The following is a 17,210-nucleotide window of genomic DNA, read 5'->3' as shown; positions in this document are numbered from 1 at the left end:
GCGCACAGGGAGCTGGTACCAGCAGGCCTCTCAGTATTGGTAGGACACCGAAAACCCGCCCGCTGGCGAGCGCGTGGGAAAATTGGCGGGTTTCACCAGCCCCCAACCGAGAAATGCGTCGTAGTACAGTCCCTTCACGGGGCTGCCACGTACGCCGATCGCCGTGCCTACCAGAGTGCGGCCTGCCAGGTAGCTGGCGCTGCGCCCACCAACGGTGCCAGCGTCGAGTCCAAGGTAAAGAGTCTGTCCGGTCGATCCGAGGGGAATTTCCAGATCGTTACGCCAGTAGGCACCGCGCTCGGCGGCGAGCGTCACGTCGCCATCGAAGCCGCGCACGGTCCAACGATTGCCGATAGAGATGAATTCGCTTGCGAATAGTGCCTGCCCGGTGTATTGGCCGTGGAATGTAGTGATATAGCGCAACGGCAACCGGCTGCCATCGGCGCCGCCTGGCACCGAGAAGGGCACCACCAGGTTGGCGTCGAGCGTGACGATGCGATAGAGAAACTTGCTACGCTGGCTGGGGAAGTCAGGTTCGACCGTGCGGATCTCCGTCTGGCCATCGAACCATGGCACACCGAAGCGGTAAGCCAGTGAGAGATCAAGTTGCGATGCGCCGAAGTATCGGCGATGTAGCCAGCCGACTTCCGCAAAAGTCGTGCTGCGCTGCTGGTTGAGGATTTCGGTGTCCTCAATGAACGCGTGGCTCCAACGGTGGCCCAGGCGAAACTGCAAGGAGTTTTTTTGGAACTGGTCGCGTTGGAACAGGTACTGTGCCTTGAACTCGGCGGTTCTCGAGTTGCCGCTGGACTCGAACGCCTGATTCACGCCGGCTATGCGCTGGAAGTAGTTGTAGCTGCTACCGGCGGCGCCGAGCGTCCAATTTCCCCAAGGCACGGAGTACGCGGCATTGGCGCCACGTGTGCCACGTCCGCCCTGATTGACATTGGCGTCGTGGCCGACGCCAACGTTGAAGAGATCGTTCAGGCCCAGCGGGTTGTCGATGCCCAGCGACAGGTTGCCCTGCAGGCGTCCCGTACCTTTGCTGCCGCTGTCGTCAAGCGAAGCCACCACCCTCCAGGCCTTGACCCGCTTCACCGAAATGACGACATCGGATTCGCCAGGCATCTCGCCGGGGACGATCTGCATCTCGACATCCTGGCTGGGGACACGCTTTATCTGCTCCAGCCCCTGTTCGAGGTCCCGGATATTGAGCAGATCGCCGGGGCGGGATGGAAATGCGCTCTGCCACATCCCACGAAGCGAGTCGTCGGCAAAGCGGATCTGACGGATGACGCCAGGAATCAGCGACAGTCGCAACGTGCCGGACGAAAGGTCTTGCTCCGGCACGGCCACGCGGGTGGTGGTGTAGCCTCGTCCAAGGATTTGCGCGGCCAGACGGCGAACAATCATGTTCAGGCCGTCGCGACCGATGCATATGCCTGCGTACTGGTCCAGGTAGACCTGTGCGAAGTGGAATGTGTCCATCGGCAATGCGCTCGCGCCTTGGGCGCGAATTCCGGCAGACAGCGCCTCTGGTACTGACAGCTGCACGTGCTCAATGGCAAAGCATGGAGCTTCGAGTGGAAGCTGAGTCGATTGGGCTTCCTGCTCCGCAGTTCTGCCGTCCAGCGAGACATTGGGTGACTGCACCTGGCGAGCGCGGTCATCGGCCTGCTCGATATTGCGCTCTCGCTGCAATTGCTGGTTTTGCTCCTGCCGGGAGCGGCGCAGCGCGTCCTCAGTATTTGGCGAACCCTGCGCGAGAGCTGTCCCAGCCAACAGCAAGCAGGCGGCGACCGGTATGGCGCTGAAAATGTACGAGTTAGGACATTGACCCATGCGGTTACTTCGAGGGATATATTTTTTGACGCGACCAAGAATGCCCGGGGTGCAGGACGACGGACCAAGGAGCGGGAAGCCAGACGTGTGCGATCAACCGTTCGTCCTGGTCGATCGGAAACGAATTAACCGACAATTTGAATAATGCGTCGATAGGACGTGTCTGAAAATCGAGGAAAGAATGAAAACGTTTGTGAAAACGAGGGTGTCAGGCCGGGTATTTGTTAAATAACTTTGCCGCGTGCCACGAAAACTGGCAAAAAAGGTGGAGCTTTCATAAGAGTCATGTTGAAAATTCTGATCTATGGATTCTCAGGACGAGACTCGACGCGTAGCAGCGGCAATGAAAGCGACTGGGACGTGTAAGAAGAATGGTTGTCGGCCATCTAAGTCCCCTGAACGCAAGTGTCCGCGCCATCGGCCCGGCGATATGGCCCAGCGGCACTTGTCCAAGGAATGCCCGTGCGGGAGCGCACCAGGGAGTTAGGGATGAACCGGGCGACGGGGCGGTTCTTGGGATAACGGCACGAAGTTCTCTAAGTTAAGAGCCCACTCTGCGTCGCAAAGCAAGGTGGCGGCTTGCCGGCACGGAATGGTGGCAGCGCCTGCGCCGGGTCGTCGAACACCAAGGCCCGCCAGCACCGAAGTGGTGGCGGGCATCGAGCCCTTATACGGCGCGTGGATGACCTTCGATGCTGGCGCGCAGGCGGAACAATTCCGTGGTCAGCCCTCGAATGCTGCTTGGCGTGCCAGACAGCTTAGCTCCGGGCTGACCAGCCTTAGGACGTCTGGATCTTGGGCCCGGCCAACGCCCGCCCTTCAGTCCAGGCTGACCTTCGACGCCCGGATGGTTTCGCCCCAGCGCTGTATCTCGCCGCGCACCAGCGCGGCGAACTTCGGCTGCGGCTCGCCGCCGGCAACGCCGCCCATGTCGCGGAAGCGCGCCACCACCTCGGGATCGCGCATGGCCTTGCCCAGCGCTTCCTGCAGCGCCGCCGCCACCGCCGGCGGGGTTTTGGCCGGGGCGAAGAAGCCCAGCCAGCCCATCACCACGAAGTCCTTCACGCCGGCTTGCGCCATGGTGGGCACGTCGGGCAGCGCGGGCAGGCGCTCGGGGCTGGTCACGGCCAGCGCGCGCAGCTTGCCGGCGCGGATCTGCGGCAGCGCCTGGGTCAGGTTGTCGAACATGAAGGTGGTTTCGCCCGCCAGCACGGAGGTGGTGGCCGGCGTCGAGCCCTTGTACGGCACGTGGATGACCTCGGTGCCGGTGCGCAGGCGGAACAGTTCGGCGGTCAGGTGGGTGGTCTGGCCGATGCCGGCCGATGCATAGGAGTACTTGCCCGGCGAATGCTTGAGCTGCGCCACCAGCTCGGCCACGCTGCGCACCGGCGCCTGCGCGCCGACCACCAGCACGTTGGCGAACGAGATCAGGTCGGTCAGCGGCAGGAAATCCTGCGGCTGGTAGGACAGCTGCTTGTAGGCGCTGTAGTTGATCGCATGCGAGCCGGTATTGCCGACCAGCAGCGTGTAGCCGTCCGGTGCCGCGCGCATGAAGGCCTGCGTGCCGATGATGCCGCCGCTGCCGGGCTTGTTGTCGACCACCACCGGCTGGCCCAGGATGGCCGACAGCTTCTGCGCCACCAGCCGCGTCGGGATATCGGTGGTGCCGCCGGGCGCGCCGGGCACGATGATGGTGATGGGCCGCTCGGGCCAGGCGGCGGCATGCGCGGCCGCGGGGACCATGCCGGGCAGCGCCGCGGCAGTGGCCAGCACCAGTGCTGCGCTGCGATGGGTCAGCGACGGGAACAGCGATGCGGGCAGCTTGGGTGTCATGGGTCTCCTCCACGTATGTTTATGGGCTGCTTGGCAAGGCAAGAACGGCCGGCTTGCGGCCGGCCGTTCTCATGTCAGGTGCGGGCGTTTCACTTGCCCGTCCACACCGGCTTGCGCTTCTCGGCGAAGGCGGCGGCGCCCTCGCGCGCGTCGGCGGAAGTGAAGACCGGGTCGATCAGCGGCTTCTGCTTGATGAACATTTCCTCGCGGGTCCAGTCGCCGGACTGCGCCACCACCTGCTTGCTGGCGGCAATCGCCAGCGGCCCGTTGGCGCCGACCGCTTCGGCCAGCTGCAGCGCGGCGTCGAGCGCGCCGCCGGCATCGGTCAGGCGGTTGACCAGGCCGAGGTCGTAGGCACGCTCGGCCGGCAGCATGTCGCCGGTCAGCGCATATTCCATCGCCACGTGGTACGGCACGCGGCGCGGCAGGCGGATCAGCCCGCCGGCCGCGGCGGCCAGGCCGCGCTTGACCTCGGGCAGGCCGAACTTCGCCGCGCGCGAAGCCACCACCAGGTCGCACGCCAGCACCAGCTCGAAGCCGCCGGCGAGCGCATAGCCCTCGACCGCGGCAATCAGCACTTTGCGCGGCGGCTGCTCGGTCACGCCGCCGAAGCCGCGGCCGGGAATGCTGGGGCGCTTGCCGGCCAGGAAGCCCTTCAGGTCCATGCCGGAGCAGAAGGTGCCGCCGGCACCGGTCAGCACCGCCAGGCTCAGGTCATCGCGCGCATCGAGTTCATCCAGCGCGGCGGCAATCGCCGTGGCGGTCTCGAAGTCCATCGCATTGCGGGCCTCGGGACGGTTGATGGTCAGCACCATCACGTTGCCGCGGATTTCCTTCAGCAGGGTATCGCTCATCAGTTCTCTCCTGTCTGGTTCGGCCGGTTTAGCGCGGTGCCATGCGGATGGCGCCGTCCAGGCGGATGGTTTCGCCGTTGAGCATGGGGTTCTCCAGGATGTGCAGCGCGGTCGAGGCGTATTCGTCGGGCGCGCCCAGGCGGGCCGGGTGCGGCACCATGGCGCCGAGCGAGGCGCGCACGTTCTCGGGCAGCTTGGCCAGCAGCGGGGTGTCGAACAGCCCCGGGGCGATGGTGCAGACGCGGATCGCGCGCTGCGCCAGGTCCCGCGCGGCCACCAGCGTCATGCCGACGATGCCGGCCTTGGCCGAGGCATAGGGAATCTGGCCGATCTGGCCTTCGTAGGCGGCCACCGACGCGGTCAGCACGCAGGCGCCGCGTTCGCCGTCGACCAGTTCGTTCTTGGCCATGCGCGCGGCACCGAGGCGCAGCGCGTTGAAGGTGCCGATCAGGTTGATGCGCACGATCGACTCGTACTTTTCCAGCGAGCCCGGCGAGCCGTCCTTCTCGACCACGCGCACCGGACCGCCCAGGCCGGCGCAATGGATCAGCGCGCGCAGCGGGGCGATGGCCTCGGCAGCGTCGTAGACCGCGTTCATCTGCTCGGTGTCGGTCACGTCGGCCTTCAGGAAGCAGACCTTGCCGCCGAACTCGTCGACCACGGCGTTGCCGCGCTCTTCCGACAGGTCGGCGATGACCACGTCGACGCCGCGTTCCACCAGGCGCCGCACGCAGGCCAGGCCCAGGCCGGAAGCGCCCCCGGTGACGACGGCGGACATATGCTCGAGTTTCATGGATGTCTCCTAGTAGGGTGCTATTGCTGAATGGGGCAGGAATCCTCTGCCTGTCATTCCCGCCTTCGCGGGAACGACGGAAGGGTTGCTTACAGGCGCTCGATGATGGTGGCGTTGGCCATGCCGCCGGCTTCGCACATCGACTGCAGGCCATAGCGCTGGCCGCTGTCTTCCAGCGCATGCAGCATGGTGGTCATCAGCCGCACGCCCGAGGCGCCCAGCGGATGCCCCAGCGCGATCGCGCCGCCGCGCGGGTTCAGGCGCGCCGGGTCGGCGCCGAGCGCGCGCTGCCACGCCAGCGGCACGCAGGCAAAGGCTTCGTTGATTTCGTAATGGTCGATCTGCTCCAGCTTCAGGCCGCTCTTCTTGATGGCGCGCTGGCTGGCGGGGATGGGGGCCGTCAGCATCGCGATCGGATCGTCGCCGCAGACGTCGAACGCGACGAAGCGCGCGCGCGGCTTCAAACCCAGGCGCTGCGCCATCGCCTCGCTCATCAGCAGCATGGCGGCAGCGCCGTCGCTGATCTGCGAGGCATTGCCCGCGGTCACGTTCCAGCCGATCTGCGGGAAGCGCGCGCTCAGCTCGTCGTTGCGGAACGACGCCTGCAGCGTGCCGAGCTTTTCCACCGAGGTGCCGGGGCGGATGGTCTCGTCGTGCTCGACCACGCCGTTGGGCGTGCTGATGCCGACGATCTCGCGGCGGAACGCGCCGCTTTCGCGCGCGGCGGCGGCCAGCTCGTGCGAACGGGCCGAGTAGCTGTCCATCTGCTCGCGCGACAGCTCATACTTCGCGGCGACCAGTTCGGCCGCCACGCCCTGCGACACCAGGCCGGGCGCGTAGCGTGCTTCCATCGACGGGCCATACGGGTTCTGGCCGATGCGTGCCGAGCCCATCGGCACGCGGCTCATCGACTCGATGCCGCAGGCGATGACGATGTCATAGGCGCCGGCCATGATGCCCTGCGCGGCGAAGTGCACGGCCTGCTGGCTCGAGCCGCACTTGCGGTCGATGGTGGTGGCCGGCACGTGTTCGGGGAATCCGGCCGCCAGCCACGCTACCCGGCCCGGGCCGGCGGATTGCTCGCCCGCCTGGGTTACACAGCCGGTGATGACGTCGTCGACCAGGCCCGGGTCCAGCCGGTTGCGCTCGACCAGCGCCTTGAGCACCTGGGCCAGCAGTTCGGTGGCATGGAGTTCGGTAAAGGCCGAACCCGGCTTGGAGCGGCCCATCGGGCTGCGGATGGCGTCGACGATGACGGCTTGTTGCATGCGGAGTCTCCTGAGAAAGCTGAGCGGTGCGAGTCGTGCGGGGATATTGAGACGTCTGTATCGAAAAGTGATCGTCGGATACGATGAATTGGGATTCTGGCGTCGGAAAACCGCCATGTAAACGTAAAAATCCCGGTTTGACTTTCGAAAAGGCGAAGGGCAACATCCGGGTTTTGAGACACGAGTATCAAAAAACTCCAGATCCAGGCCCTGCGATGACTAATGCTCCACATGCCTCCGTGGCCCCCGCATCCACCGATGCCGACGGCGAGGCGCGCCTTGTCAGCGCGCTGGCGCGGGGCGTCTCGATCCTCAACTGCTTCTCGCCGACGGTGCGGGAACTCAGCAGCCGGGAACTGATGGAGCGCACCGGGCTGGCCAAGCCGACCCTGTTCCGGCTGCTCGACACGCTGTGCGGGCTTGGCCTGCTGCATTACTCGGAACGCCTGTCGCGCTATGTGCCGGGCGTGGGCCTGATCAACCTGGCCGCGCCGGCGCTGGCGCGCATGACCGTCCGCCAGCTGGCGCGACCGGCGATGCAGGAACTGGCCGACCATATCGCCGGGCAGGTCGAGCTGATCGTCGGCAGCGGCCATGCGCTGACCTATGTCGAGATCGCGCAGGGCGTTGGCAGCCATGTGTTCCGGCCCGAGGTCGGCACGCGCGTGTCGGCCTCGCGTACCGGCTCGGGCCGCGCGTATCTGCTGCAGCTGGAAGCGGCCGAGCGCGAGGCCTACCTGGCCCAGCTGCGCGCCGCCGATCCGCCGCGCGCCGAGTGGCTGCAGGCGCGCCTGGCCGATGCCGCGCAGGACCTGCAGGAGCACGGCTTCTGCCGCGGCCATCGCGATCTGCACCGCGAGGTGGAGTCGGTGGCGGTGCCGATGCGAACGCGCCGCGACGGCGAGGCGTGGATCTTCGCCGCGTCGGTGCCGGTATTCAGCCAGCAGAGCAAGCAGCTGGAGGAAGATGTCGGCCCGCGCCTGGTCAGCCTGGTGCGCAATGTCGAAGGCGCGCTGGGCGTGGCGGGGTAGGGCCGTTGCGGCGCTTCGGTTGCCGCCTTAGTTGCCGGTAAAGACCGGCGTGCGCTTGTCCAGGAAGGCCTGCACTGCTTCGCGGTGGTCGGCGGTCTGGTGCGACAGCGCCTGGAAGCCGGCCGACAGCTCCAGCAGCGTATCCAGCCGGGTATGCATCGCCTCGCGCATCAGGCGCTTGGCCAGCCGCACCGCGTGCGGCGGATTGGCGGCGATGCGGCCAGCCAGCTCATAAGCGGTGGGCAGCAGCGCGTCGGGCGCGACCACGCGCGACACCAGGTTCCATTCGAGTGCCTGCCGGGCGTCGATCGCCTGCCCGGTGAAGGTCATCTCGGCCGCCCGCGACAGGCCGATCACGCGCGGCAGCAGCCATGCGCCGCCGTCGCCGGGGATGATGCCCAGCTTGACGAAGGACTCGGCAAACTGCGCGCGTTCCGAGGCGATGCGGATGTCGCACATGCAGGCCAGGTCCAGTCCCGCGCCCATGGCCGCGCCGTTGACCGCGGCGATCACCGGCACTTCCAGGTTGAACAGGGCCAGCGGCAGCCGCTGGATGCCGCGGCGGTAGTCCTGCCGGATCTCCATGCCTGGCACCGTGCCGGACGCCTGCCGCTCCATGTCCTTGATATTCCCGCCCGACGAGAACGCCGTGCCGGCGCCGGTGATGACCACCGCGCGCACGCTGCGGTCGCCGTGGATGCGCTCGATCGCGTCCAGGAATTCCGCCACCGCGGTATTGCCGGTCAGCGGGTTGCGCCGTTCGGGCTCGTTCATCGTCAGGGTGACGATGTGGTCCTGCTGTGCGTAGAGAAGGAACTGGCTCATGTCGGGGCTCCGGGTAGCAGTGCGGGGGTCTGTCCTGGCGCCAAGGCTAAGCGACGGCGGCCGGCAGCGTCCAATATTCATTTCTTGCGAGGCGATATCCGGCGGATATTGGTCGCCGGCCTGGCCATGCCGCCGGATCCGGGTTATCCCTGTACCCATAACGCGAGGGCTCGCCGATGATCGATGGGCCCCGGCCACCGCCCGGCATCGCGCCATACCGCGCAGTACCGTAATCCTGCAGTCCCGAATTCCAACAAGAATGCCCTCCAGGAGACGATATGAGCCATGCGTTGAAGTTGGCAACGGATCCCGTTGCCGCCGAATTTGCGTCCGAAGTTGCCACGGCCAGGCGCCGTACCAGGACACGCGCTGCGGCCTGGCTGGCCACCCTGGCACTGGCGGCGCAACTGTTGCCCGCCAACGCCGCGGCCCCGCGCAACGCGGCGGCGAAAGTCGACGGCGCCTTCATCAGTGCCAATGCCAGCACCACGCGCGACTGGCCCAGCCATGGCCTGGACTATGCCGAGACCCGCTTCAGCCGGCTGCGGCAGATCGATACGGCCAATGTGCGCGACCTGGGGCTGGTGTGGAGCTATAACCTGGAGTCGACCCGCGGCGTCGAAGCCACGCCGCTGGTGGTCGACGGCGTGATGTACGTGACCGCGTCGTGGAGCGTGGTGCATGCGGTCGATGCGCGCACCGGCAAGCGGCTCTGGAGCTTCGATCCCAAGGTGGACCGCGCGCTCGGCTATCGCGGCTGCTGCGACGTGGTCAACCGCGGCGTGGCGCTGTACCAGGGCAAGGTGTTCGTTGCCGCCTACGATGGCCGGCTGATCGCGCTCGATGCCGCCAGCGGGCGCAAGCTGTGGGAGCAGGACACCATCATCGACCGCCGCTATTCGTACACCATCACCGGCGCGCCGCGCGTGTTCAAGGGCAAGGTCATCATCGGCAACGGCGGCGCCGAGTTCGGCGTGCGCGGGTACATCACCGCCTACGACGCCGCTACCGGCGCGCAGCAGTGGCGCTGGTTCACCGTGCCCGGCGATCCGTCCAAACCGTTCGAGGACGAGTCGATGGCGGCCGCGGCGAAGACCTGGGACCCGAGCGGCAAGTACTGGGAAGCGGGCGGCGGCGGCACCGCCTGGGACACGCTGGCCTTCGACCCCGAACTGAACCTGATGTACGTCGGCACCGGCAACGGCGCGCCGTGGTCGCGCAGCAAGCGCAGCCCGGCCGGCGGCGACAACCTGTACCTGGCGTCGATCGTCGCGCTCAATCCCGACACCGGCAAGTACGTCTGGCACTACCAGGAGACCCCGGGCGACAACTGGGACTACACCTCGACCCAGCCGATGGTGCTGGCCGACCTGAAGCTGGACGGGCAGCCGCGCAAGGTCATCCTGCACGCGCCCAAGAACGGCTTCTTCTTCGTCATCGACCGCACCAACGGCAAGTTCATCTCGGCGAAGAACTTCGTCGACGTCAACTGGGCCACCGGCTATGACGCCAACGGCCGCCCGCTCGAACGGGCCGAGGCGCGCGCCGCCGACAAGGCCTATGACGCAATTCCCGGCCCGTACGGCGCACACAACTGGCATCCGATGTCGTTCAACCCGCAGACCGGGCTGGTCTACCTGCCGGCGCAGCACGTGCCGCTCAACCTGATGGACGACAAGACCTGGCAGTTCAATGAGGGCAAGCCCGGCACGCCCCATGGCAACGTGGGCTGGAACACGGCCAAGTTCCTCAACGCCGAGCCGCCGAAAAGCAAGCCCTTCGGCCGGCTGATTGCGTGGGACCCGGTGCAGCAGAAGGCCGCGTGGACGCAGGAGCTGGTCTCGCCGTGGAACGGCGGCACGCTGACCACGGCCGGCAACCTGGTGTTCCAGGGCACCGCGGACGGCCGCTTCGTCGCCTACGACGCGCGCAATGGCGACAAGCTGTGGGAATCGCCGACCGGCACCGGCGTGGTGGCCGCACCGGTCAGCTTCGAGCTCGACGGCAGGCAGTATGTCTCGGTCGCGGTGGGCTGGGGCGGGGTCTACGGGCAGGCGCAGCGCGCCACCAACCGGCAAGGGCCGGGCACGGTCTACACCTTCGCGCTCGGCGGCAAGGCGCCGCTGCCGGCGTTCGCCGAATACCGCGCCGGCAAGCTGCTGCAGGGCGTGAAGTACGATCCGGCGCTGGTCAAGGACGGCACCGCGCTCTACGTCAGCAACTGCGTGCTGTGCCACGGCGTGCCCGGCGTGGACCGCGGCGGCAATATCCCCAACCTGGGCTATATCGACGCGGCCTTCATCGAGAACCTGGACAAGGTGGTGTTCAAGGGCCCGGCAATGGCGCGCGGCATGCCGGACTTCACCGGCAAGCTGATGCCGCAGGACGTCGAGAAGATCAAGGCCTTTATCCAGGGCACCGCGGACGCGGTGCGGCCCAAGCCCTGAACAAAAGGCAGGGGGTCCGGTCTCCGGCCAGCAAGCCGGTCGCGTCGACGACCGGCTTGCACGCGGCACGCCGGCCATGCGCTGCGCCCTGCCGGCGACCAGCATGCGCATGGCGACACGCTTTCGGATTCTTGCGCGATACGATGATTTTTTTCGCAAATCGCGCCAACTGACTGGCACAGGCGGCCCAATGCCGGCAGAATCCGGACAGTAGCGGCCGGGATCGCCTGCCGAAAGAATCCAGACCATGACCACCGCCCCGACCATCCAGACCCGATCCGTCTTCCACCCCGCGGCCCGGCCCGCCATGCGCCGCAAGGCCGGCTGGCACCTGCCGGCCCCTGGCCCCGGCAACGGTTGACGGGGCCGGAGATGGCGCTGCCGCTGCTGATTGCGCTGCCGCTGCTGGCCGCGGCGCTGGCGTGGTGGATCGGCATGCGTGCCCCGCGGCTGCTGGCGCCGGTCATCATCGGCTTGCCGCTGGCCGCGCTGCTGCTGCTGCTGAGCCTGCGCGGCGAGGTCTTCGCGCAGCCCGGGCACGCACAGGGCTGGCGCGTGGCGTGGCTGCCCGCGCTGGGGCTGGACCTGTCACTGCGCCTCGACGGCCTGGCCTTCCTGTTCGCGCTGCTGGTGCTGGGCGTGGGGCTGCTGGTGATCCTGTATGCGCGCTACTACCTGGCGCGCAATGAATCGGCGGTGCGCTTCTTCTGCCTGCTGCTGCTGTTCATGGCGGCGATGCTGGGCGTGGTGCTGGCCGGCAACCTGCTGTTGCTGGTGGTGTTCTGGGAGCTGACCAGCATCCTGTCGTTCCTGCTGATCGGCTTCTGGTCGTGGCGCGCCGATGCGCGCCAGGGCGCGCGCATGGCGCTGGCGGTGACCGGCGGCGGCGGGCTGGCGCTGCTGGCCGGGGTGCTGCTGCTGGGCCATATCTGCGGCAGCTTCGAGCTGTCGGTGGTGCTGGCGCAGGCCGGCAAGGTGCAGCACCACCCGCTGTACCTGCCGATGCTGGTACTGGTGCTGCTGGCCGTGTTCACCAAGTCGGCCCAGTTTCCGTTCAGCTTCTGGCTGCCGCACGCCATGGCCGCGCCCACGCCGGTCTCGGCCTACCTGCACTCGGCCACCATGGTCAAGGCCGGCGTGTTCCTGCTGGCGCGGCTCTATCCGGTGCTGGACGGCACCAACAGCTGGTTCTATCTGGTCAGCATGACAGGGCTGGCCACGCTGATCGTCGGCGCCGGGCTGGCGCTGCTGCAGCGCGACCTGAAGGGACTGCTGGCATATTCCACCATCAGCCACCTGGGCCTGATCACGCTGCTGTTCGGGCTCGACACCCAGCTCAGCACGGTGGCGGCGATCTTCCACATCATCAACCACGCGGTGTTCAAGGCCTCGCTGTTCATGGCCGCCGGCATCATCGACCATGAAACCGGCACGCGCGACCTGGACCGCCTGCGCGGCCTCGCCCGCTATATGCCGCACACCGCGGTGCTGGCCATCGTGGCGTCGCTGTCGATGGCGGGGGTGCCGCTGTTCAACGGCTTCCTCAGCAAGGAAATGTTCTTCGGCGAGACCCTGGCGCAGGGGCTGCTGGGCGAGTTCAACTGGGTGATCCCGGCCGCGGCGACCATGGCCGGCGCACTGACCATGGCCTATTCGCTGCGCTTCATCTACGGCGTGTTCTTCGGCGGGGGCCAGCCGGACCTGCCCAATTACCCGCCGCACGAGCCGCCGCGCTTCATGAAGGTGCCGGTGGAATTCCTGGTGGTGATCTGCCTGGTGGTCGGGCTGGTGCCGGCCTACACCGTCGGCGACCTGCTCGCGGCAGCGTCGCTGGCGACGCTGCGCGCGCCGCTGCCGGAATACAGCCTGCATCTGTGGCACGGGGTCAACCTGCCGCTGATGATGAGCCTGGTGTCGATGGCGGGCGGCGCGACCCTGTTCTTCCTGCGCCGCGACGCGTTGCGGCGCTGGCAGCAGGCGATCGAGCACGTGAGCGCGCGGCGCTCGTTCGAACACGGCATGCGCGCGCTGGAACGCTTTGCCGCGGCGGTCACGCGCTGGCTGGAAAACGGCTCGCTGCCGACCTATATCGCCTGGATGCTGCTGGCGATGCTGGCCGTGCCGGCGTATTTCCTGGCCGACCTGGGCGCGCTGGCCGGCAGCGTGCCGGCCGGCGCCATCGACCCGATCGGCGCCGCCACGCTGGCATTGCTGTCGCTGTGCGCGATCGCCGTGGTGGTGGCGCACCGGCAGCGGCTGCTGGCGCTGGTGCTGCTGAGCGGCTGTGGCCTGATGGTGTCGCTGGCGTTCCTGCGCTTTTCGGCGCCTGACCTGGCGCTGACCCAGATCTCGGTCGAGGTGGTGACCATCCTGCTGCTGGTGCTGGCGCTGTTCTACCTGCCGCGCGAGACGAATGACCGCGCACGCGCCGGCCGCCGCGTCCGCGACGCCGTGCTGGCACTTGGCGGCGGCACGCTGCTGGCGGTGGCGGCCTATGCGGTGATGACCCGGCCGTATGACCCGGTGTCGACGTTCTATATCGAGCAGGCGGTGCCGGGCGGCGGCGGGCACAACGTGGTCAACGTGCTGCTGGTCGACTTCCGCGGCTTCGACACGCTCGGCGAGATCTGCGTGCTGCTGGTCGCCGGCCTGGCGGTGCAGGCCCTGCTGAAGGGCATGCGCCTGCCGACGCCGTCGGCGGCTCCCGATGGCCTGCCGTGGACCAGCCAGCCGCATCCGCTGCTGCTGGCGATGCTGGCGCGGCTGATGCTGCCGCTGACGCTGCTGGTCGCGGCCTTCATCCTGCTGCGCGGGCACAACCAGCCGGGCGGGGGCTTTATCGCGGCGCTGATCACCTCGGTGGCGCTGCTGCTGCAATACGTTGCCAACGGCGTGCGCTGGACCGAAGCGCGCATCGCGCCGGACTACCGCGCCATCGCCGGCGCCGGCATCCTGCTGGCGGGGCTGACCGGGCTGGGCAGCCTGGCCTTCGGCTATCCGTTCCTGACCACCGCCTTCGGCCACTTCCACCTGCCTGGCATCGGCGAGGTGGAGCTGGCCACCGCCATGATCTTCGACCTGGGAGTGTTCTGCACCGTGACCGGAACCACGCTGGTGATCGTGTCTCATCTGGGCGTCCGCAACCTGCCGCCGGCACGCGCCGCGGAGGACGACTGATGGCCGCGCTCTACGCCATCGCCATCGGCATCCTGACTGCCGCCGGCATCTACCTGCTGCTGCGCGAGCGCGTGTTTACGGTGGTGCTGGGGCTGACCCTGCTGTCCTATGCGGTCAGCCTGTTCCTGCTCGGCATGGGGCGACTGTCGATCGGCCGGCCGCCGGTGATTGCGCCAGGAGCCAGCTATGCCGATCCGCTGCCGCAGGCACTGGTGCTGACCGCCATCGTCATTGCGTTCGGCATGACCGCGTTCGCGGTGGTGCTGGCGCTGCGCTCGCTCGGGCTCACCGGCAGCGACCATGTCGACGCCGCCGGCCAGCCGGAGACGCGCGACGGCCACGCTGACGCAGGCGGCAACGCTGGCGACAACGCTGCCGGCCAGGAGCCGCGGCCATGAACCACGCCGTGCTGCTGCCCATCCTGATCCCGATGTTCGCCGGCGCGCTGCTGACGGCGATGCCGGCCCAGCGGCTGCACGCGCAGCGCACGGCCAGCGCGGTGGCCACGCTGCTGCTGGTGCCGGTGGCGGTGCTGCTGCTGCGCCATGCGGCCGGCGGGGACATCTCGGTCTATGCCATGGGCGACTGGAGCGCGCCGTTCGGCATCGTGCTGCAGCTGGACCGCACCGGCGCGATGATGCTGGCGCTGACCGCGCTGCTGGCGGTGGCCGCGCTGGCCGCGGCGGGCGAGAGCACGGCGCGCCAGGGCCGGCATTTCCACGCGCTGTTCCAGTTCCAGCTGATGGGCCTGAACGGCGCGTTCCTGGCGGGCGACCTCTTCAATCTCTTCGTCTTCTTCGAGATCCTGCTGATCGCTTCCTACGCGCTGCTGGTGCACGGGGCAGGGCGCGCGCGCGTCGGCGCCGGCCTGCACTACGTGATCCTTAACCTGGTGGCGTCGTCGTTCTTCCTGGTCGCGATCGGCGTGCTGTACGGGCTCTCGGGCACGCTCAACATGGCACACCTGGGGCTGCGGCTGGCCGGGCTGCCGGCGCAGGACCTGCCGCTGGCGGTGGCCGCGGGCGCGATGCTGATGCTGGTGTTCGCGCTCAAGGCGGCGCTGTTCCCGCTGTACTTCTGGCTGCCGCGCGCCTACGGCAGCGCAACCGGGCCGGTGGCGGCGCTGTTCGCCATCATGACCAAGGTCGGCATCTACGCCATGCTGCGTTGCGACGCGCTGATCTTCGGCGGCGCGCAGGGGCTGCTGGGGCCGTTCCTGCACGACTGGGTGTTCACGCTGGCGCTGGCCACACTGGCGGTCGGGGCGCTGGGCGCGCTGGCGGCGACGGCGCTGCGCGCCATGACCAGCTACCTGGTGGTGGCCTCGGTCGGGCTGCTGGCGGCGTGCGTGTCGATGCAAAGCCAGGCCGGCTGGGCCGCGGCGCTGTACTACCTGCTCAGCACCACGCTGTGCACGGCCGCGCTGTTCCTGCTGGCCGACGCGCTCGAGCCCGAAGCCGCGCGCACCGACGGCGCGCCGGTCATTGCTTCGCGCCTGGCGGGGCTGCTGTACCTGGTGGGCGTGGTCGCGGCGGTCGGCCTGCCGCCGCTGTCGGGTTTCCTCGGCAAGGCCATGATCCTGCGCGCCACGCCGGCGCAGTGGATGCCGGTGCTGTGGCCCGCGGTGCTGGTGTCCAGCTTGCTGATGCTGGTCGCCGTCTCGCGTACCGGCACGCGGATGCTGTGGCGCCTGCCGCATGAAGCGCAGCGCGTGGCCGAAGGCCCGGAATACCTCGACGAAGACCATCCCGGCGCGGCACGCCTGCGGGTGCGGCCGGATGCGCGCAAGCTGGCCTGCTGCATGCTGCTGCTGGCGGGCAACCTGGCGCTGACCGTCGGCGCGCGTCCGGTCAGCGACTACGTGGCGGATGCTGCCGCGCAACTGCTGGACCGCGCCGCCTACCTGCGGGCAGTGCTGCCCGGCGAACGGGGGTAGGCATGATGCGCCGTCTGCTGCCCCATCCCTGGCTGAGCCTGATCCTGATGCTGATGTGGCTGATGCTGGTCCAGAGCGTCGCGCCCGGGCACTGGCTGCTCGGCGCGGCGCTGGGCTGGGCCATCGGCCGGCTGGCGGACCGCTGGCTGGTGCTGGGCGCCTTCCGCCTGTCGCGGCCGGACCTGATCCTGCGGCTGAGCTGCCACGTGCTGATCGACATCGTCAGGGCCAACCTGGAAGTGGCCGTGATGGTGCTGGGACGTACCGCGCGGCTGCGGCCGGCTTTTATCGTGGTCCCGCTCGATGTCGAGCATGAGCTCGCCACCACCGCGCTGATCAGCATCGTCTCGCTCAGCCCCGGCACACTCTGCGCCGAACTGAGCGACGACCGCCGCGCCTTGCTGGTCCATGTGCTGGACCTGGAGGAAGAGGCCGCGCTGGTCGCGCTGATCAAGTCGCGCTATGAAACCCCGCTCAAGGAGATCTTCCAATGCTTGCCATCGTGATTCCGATCTGCCTGGCGATCCTTGGCCTGGCCTTCCTGCTGACGCTCGGCCGGCTGCTGCGCGGGCCCAGCCTGCCCGATCGCATCGTGGCGCTGGATACGCTCAACATCAACGCCATCGCGCTGATCGTCGTGCTGGGCATCAGCCTGGACTCGGCCGTGTTCTTCGAGGCCGCGCTGCTGATCGCGGTGATGGGCTTTGTCGCCACCGTGGCGCTGTCCAAGTACCTGCAGCGCGGCGATATCATCGAATACTAGGAGCCTGGCACATGCTGCATCCCGTTGCCGAATTCATTGTCTGCGCGCTGCTGCTGGTGGGCAGCGTGTTCATGCTGGTCGGGGCCATCGGGCTGTTCCGGCTGCCGGACTTCTTTATGCGCCTGCACGGGCCGACCAAGTCGACCACGCTGGGCGTGGGCGGCGTGGTACTGGCGTCGGTGGCGTACTTCGGCTTTCGCGGCGACGCCACCCTGCATGAATTGCTGGTGACCGCGTTCCTGTTCCTGACTGCGCCGATCAGCGCGCATATGCTGGCCAAGGCTGCGCTGCAGCGGCAGTTGCCGGTGGATCCGCGGACGCGGGGGAGTGGGTGGATGCCCAGGATCAGGGATTGAGTGTGGGCTCTCGTTGATAGAGTTGTCGTGCTTGGCGGGCGCTGCCGGAGTATCCACGAAGCCAACTGCATCCATTCGCGCATAC

At 67.8% G+C, this 17,210-nt stretch carries 14 protein-coding genes; 8 read left to right on the top strand and 6 right to left on the bottom strand.

Going from position 1 to position 17,210, the window contains the following annotated elements; all coding sequences use genetic code 11:
* Positions 1–30: 30 nt before the first annotated feature.
* The 5 genes from RALTA_RS07605 to RALTA_RS07585 all read right to left on the bottom strand — a co-directional run bounded on the left by RALTA_RS07605 (position 31) and on the right by RALTA_RS07585 (position 6,590).
* Positions 31–1,842 carry a ShlB/FhaC/HecB family hemolysin secretion/activation protein gene (locus tag RALTA_RS07605; RefSeq protein ID WP_012352852.1) on the bottom strand — a complete coding sequence of 604 codons (1,812 nt, stop codon included), beginning with the start codon at positions 1,840–1,842 and terminating at the stop codon, positions 31–33.
* 819 nt (positions 1,843–2,661) lie between these two features.
* A complete protein-coding gene (locus tag RALTA_RS07600) occupies positions 2,662–3,675 on the bottom strand; it encodes a Bug family tripartite tricarboxylate transporter substrate binding protein (protein ID WP_012352851.1) in 1,014 nt (337 codons plus the stop codon).
* Positions 3,676–3,764: 89 nt separating this feature from the next.
* A complete protein-coding gene (locus tag RALTA_RS07595; protein WP_012352850.1) occupies positions 3,765–4,529 on the bottom strand; it encodes a crotonase/enoyl-CoA hydratase family protein in 765 nt (254 codons plus the stop codon).
* A gap of 28 nt (positions 4,530–4,557) precedes the next feature.
* Positions 4,558–5,322, bottom strand: coding sequence for an SDR family NAD(P)-dependent oxidoreductase (locus RALTA_RS07590; RefSeq protein WP_012352849.1), 765 nt, complete (start codon positions 5,320–5,322; stop codon positions 4,558–4,560).
* Positions 5,323–5,411: 89 nt separating this feature from the next.
* Positions 5,412–6,590: a thiolase family protein gene (locus RALTA_RS07585; protein ID WP_012352848.1), complete on the bottom strand. Its 1,179-nt coding sequence runs from the start codon at positions 6,588–6,590 to the stop codon at positions 5,412–5,414.
* 215 nt (positions 6,591–6,805) lie between these two features.
* Here RALTA_RS07585 and RALTA_RS07580 point away from each other — a divergent pair, with 215 nt between their 5' ends.
* Positions 6,806–7,621: an IclR family transcriptional regulator gene (locus RALTA_RS07580; protein WP_012352847.1), complete on the top strand. Its 816-nt coding sequence runs from the start codon at positions 6,806–6,808 to the stop codon at positions 7,619–7,621.
* A gap of 27 nt (positions 7,622–7,648) precedes the next feature.
* Here RALTA_RS07580 and RALTA_RS07575 read toward each other — a convergent pair whose 3' ends face one another.
* Positions 7,649–8,446, bottom strand: a complete 798-nt coding sequence (locus tag RALTA_RS07575; protein WP_012352846.1) for a crotonase/enoyl-CoA hydratase family protein — start codon at positions 8,444–8,446, stop codon at positions 7,649–7,651.
* A 278-nt stretch (positions 8,447–8,724) separates the two neighbouring features.
* Between RALTA_RS07575 and RALTA_RS07570 the strand changes: the two genes are divergently transcribed.
* The 7 genes from RALTA_RS07570 to RALTA_RS07540 all read left to right on the top strand — a co-directional run bounded on the left by RALTA_RS07570 (position 8,725) and on the right by RALTA_RS07540 (position 17,125).
* Positions 8,725–10,893, top strand: a complete 2,169-nt coding sequence (locus RALTA_RS07570) for a PQQ-dependent dehydrogenase, methanol/ethanol family (RefSeq protein ID WP_012352845.1) — start codon at positions 8,725–8,727, stop codon at positions 10,891–10,893.
* A gap of 372 nt (positions 10,894–11,265) precedes the next feature.
* The gene (locus RALTA_RS07565; RefSeq protein ID WP_012352844.1) at positions 11,266–14,070 is read left to right on the top strand and encodes a monovalent cation/H+ antiporter subunit A; all 2,805 of its coding nucleotides are present in this window, start codon (positions 11,266–11,268) and stop codon (positions 14,068–14,070) included.
* Positions 14,070–14,468: a Na+/H+ antiporter subunit C gene (locus RALTA_RS07560; protein ID WP_041232134.1), complete on the top strand. Its 399-nt coding sequence runs from the start codon at positions 14,070–14,072 to the stop codon at positions 14,466–14,468. The genes RALTA_RS07565 and RALTA_RS07560 overlap by 1 nt, the downstream gene beginning before the upstream one ends.
* Positions 14,465–16,006: a monovalent cation/H+ antiporter subunit D gene (locus tag RALTA_RS07555; RefSeq protein WP_012352842.1), complete on the top strand. Its 1,542-nt coding sequence runs from the start codon at positions 14,465–14,467 to the stop codon at positions 16,004–16,006. The genes RALTA_RS07560 and RALTA_RS07555 overlap by 4 nt, the downstream gene beginning before the upstream one ends.
* 2 nt (positions 16,007–16,008) lie before the next feature.
* The gene (locus RALTA_RS07550; protein WP_012352841.1) at positions 16,009–16,512 is read left to right on the top strand and encodes a Na+/H+ antiporter subunit E; all 504 of its coding nucleotides are present in this window, start codon (positions 16,009–16,011) and stop codon (positions 16,510–16,512) included.
* Complete coding sequence (locus tag RALTA_RS07545) at positions 16,497–16,769, top strand: K+/H+ antiporter subunit F (protein WP_012352840.1); 273 nt, start codon at positions 16,497–16,499, stop codon at positions 16,767–16,769. The genes RALTA_RS07550 and RALTA_RS07545 overlap by 16 nt, the downstream gene beginning before the upstream one ends.
* Positions 16,770–16,780: 11 nt before the next feature.
* On the top strand, positions 16,781–17,125 hold the full coding sequence (locus tag RALTA_RS07540) for a Na+/H+ antiporter subunit G (protein ID WP_012352839.1): 345 nt from the start codon (positions 16,781–16,783) through the stop codon (positions 17,123–17,125).
* Positions 17,126–17,210: the final 85 nt, after the last annotated feature.

This window comes from Cupriavidus taiwanensis LMG 19424 (assembly GCF_000069785.1).
Lineage (GTDB): Bacteria > Pseudomonadota > Gammaproteobacteria > Burkholderiales > Burkholderiaceae > Cupriavidus > Cupriavidus taiwanensis.
This window is presented reverse-complemented; position numbering and strand designations above follow the sequence as displayed.

Coding starts and splice junctions, on each gene's coding strand:
- RALTA_RS07605 (WP_012352852.1), bottom strand. CDS start 1,842: ATGGGTCAATGTCCTAACTCGTACATTTTCAGCGCCATACCGGTCGCC.
- RALTA_RS07600 (WP_012352851.1), bottom strand. CDS start 3,675: ATGACACCCAAGCTGCCCGCATCGCTGTTCCCGTCGCTGACCCATCGC.
- RALTA_RS07595 (WP_012352850.1), bottom strand. CDS start 4,529: ATGAGCGATACCCTGCTGAAGGAAATCCGCGGCAACGTGATGGTGCTG.
- RALTA_RS07590 (WP_012352849.1), bottom strand. CDS start 5,322: ATGAAACTCGAGCATATGTCCGCCGTCGTCACCGGGGGCGCTTCCGGC.
- RALTA_RS07585 (WP_012352848.1), bottom strand. CDS start 6,590: ATGCAACAAGCCGTCATCGTCGACGCCATCCGCAGCCCGATGGGCCGC.
- RALTA_RS07580 (WP_012352847.1), top strand. CDS start 6,806: ATGACTAATGCTCCACATGCCTCCGTGGCCCCCGCATCCACCGATGCC.
- RALTA_RS07575 (WP_012352846.1), bottom strand. CDS start 8,446: ATGAGCCAGTTCCTTCTCTACGCACAGCAGGACCACATCGTCACCCTG.
- RALTA_RS07570 (WP_012352845.1), top strand. CDS start 8,725: ATGAGCCATGCGTTGAAGTTGGCAACGGATCCCGTTGCCGCCGAATTT.
- RALTA_RS07565 (WP_012352844.1), top strand. CDS start 11,266: ATGGCGCTGCCGCTGCTGATTGCGCTGCCGCTGCTGGCCGCGGCGCTG.
- RALTA_RS07560 (WP_041232134.1), top strand. CDS start 14,070: ATGGCCGCGCTCTACGCCATCGCCATCGGCATCCTGACTGCCGCCGGC.
- RALTA_RS07555 (WP_012352842.1), top strand. CDS start 14,465: ATGAACCACGCCGTGCTGCTGCCCATCCTGATCCCGATGTTCGCCGGC.
- RALTA_RS07550 (WP_012352841.1), top strand. CDS start 16,009: ATGATGCGCCGTCTGCTGCCCCATCCCTGGCTGAGCCTGATCCTGATG.
- RALTA_RS07545 (WP_012352840.1), top strand. CDS start 16,497: ATGCTTGCCATCGTGATTCCGATCTGCCTGGCGATCCTTGGCCTGGCC.
- RALTA_RS07540 (WP_012352839.1), top strand. CDS start 16,781: ATGCTGCATCCCGTTGCCGAATTCATTGTCTGCGCGCTGCTGCTGGTG.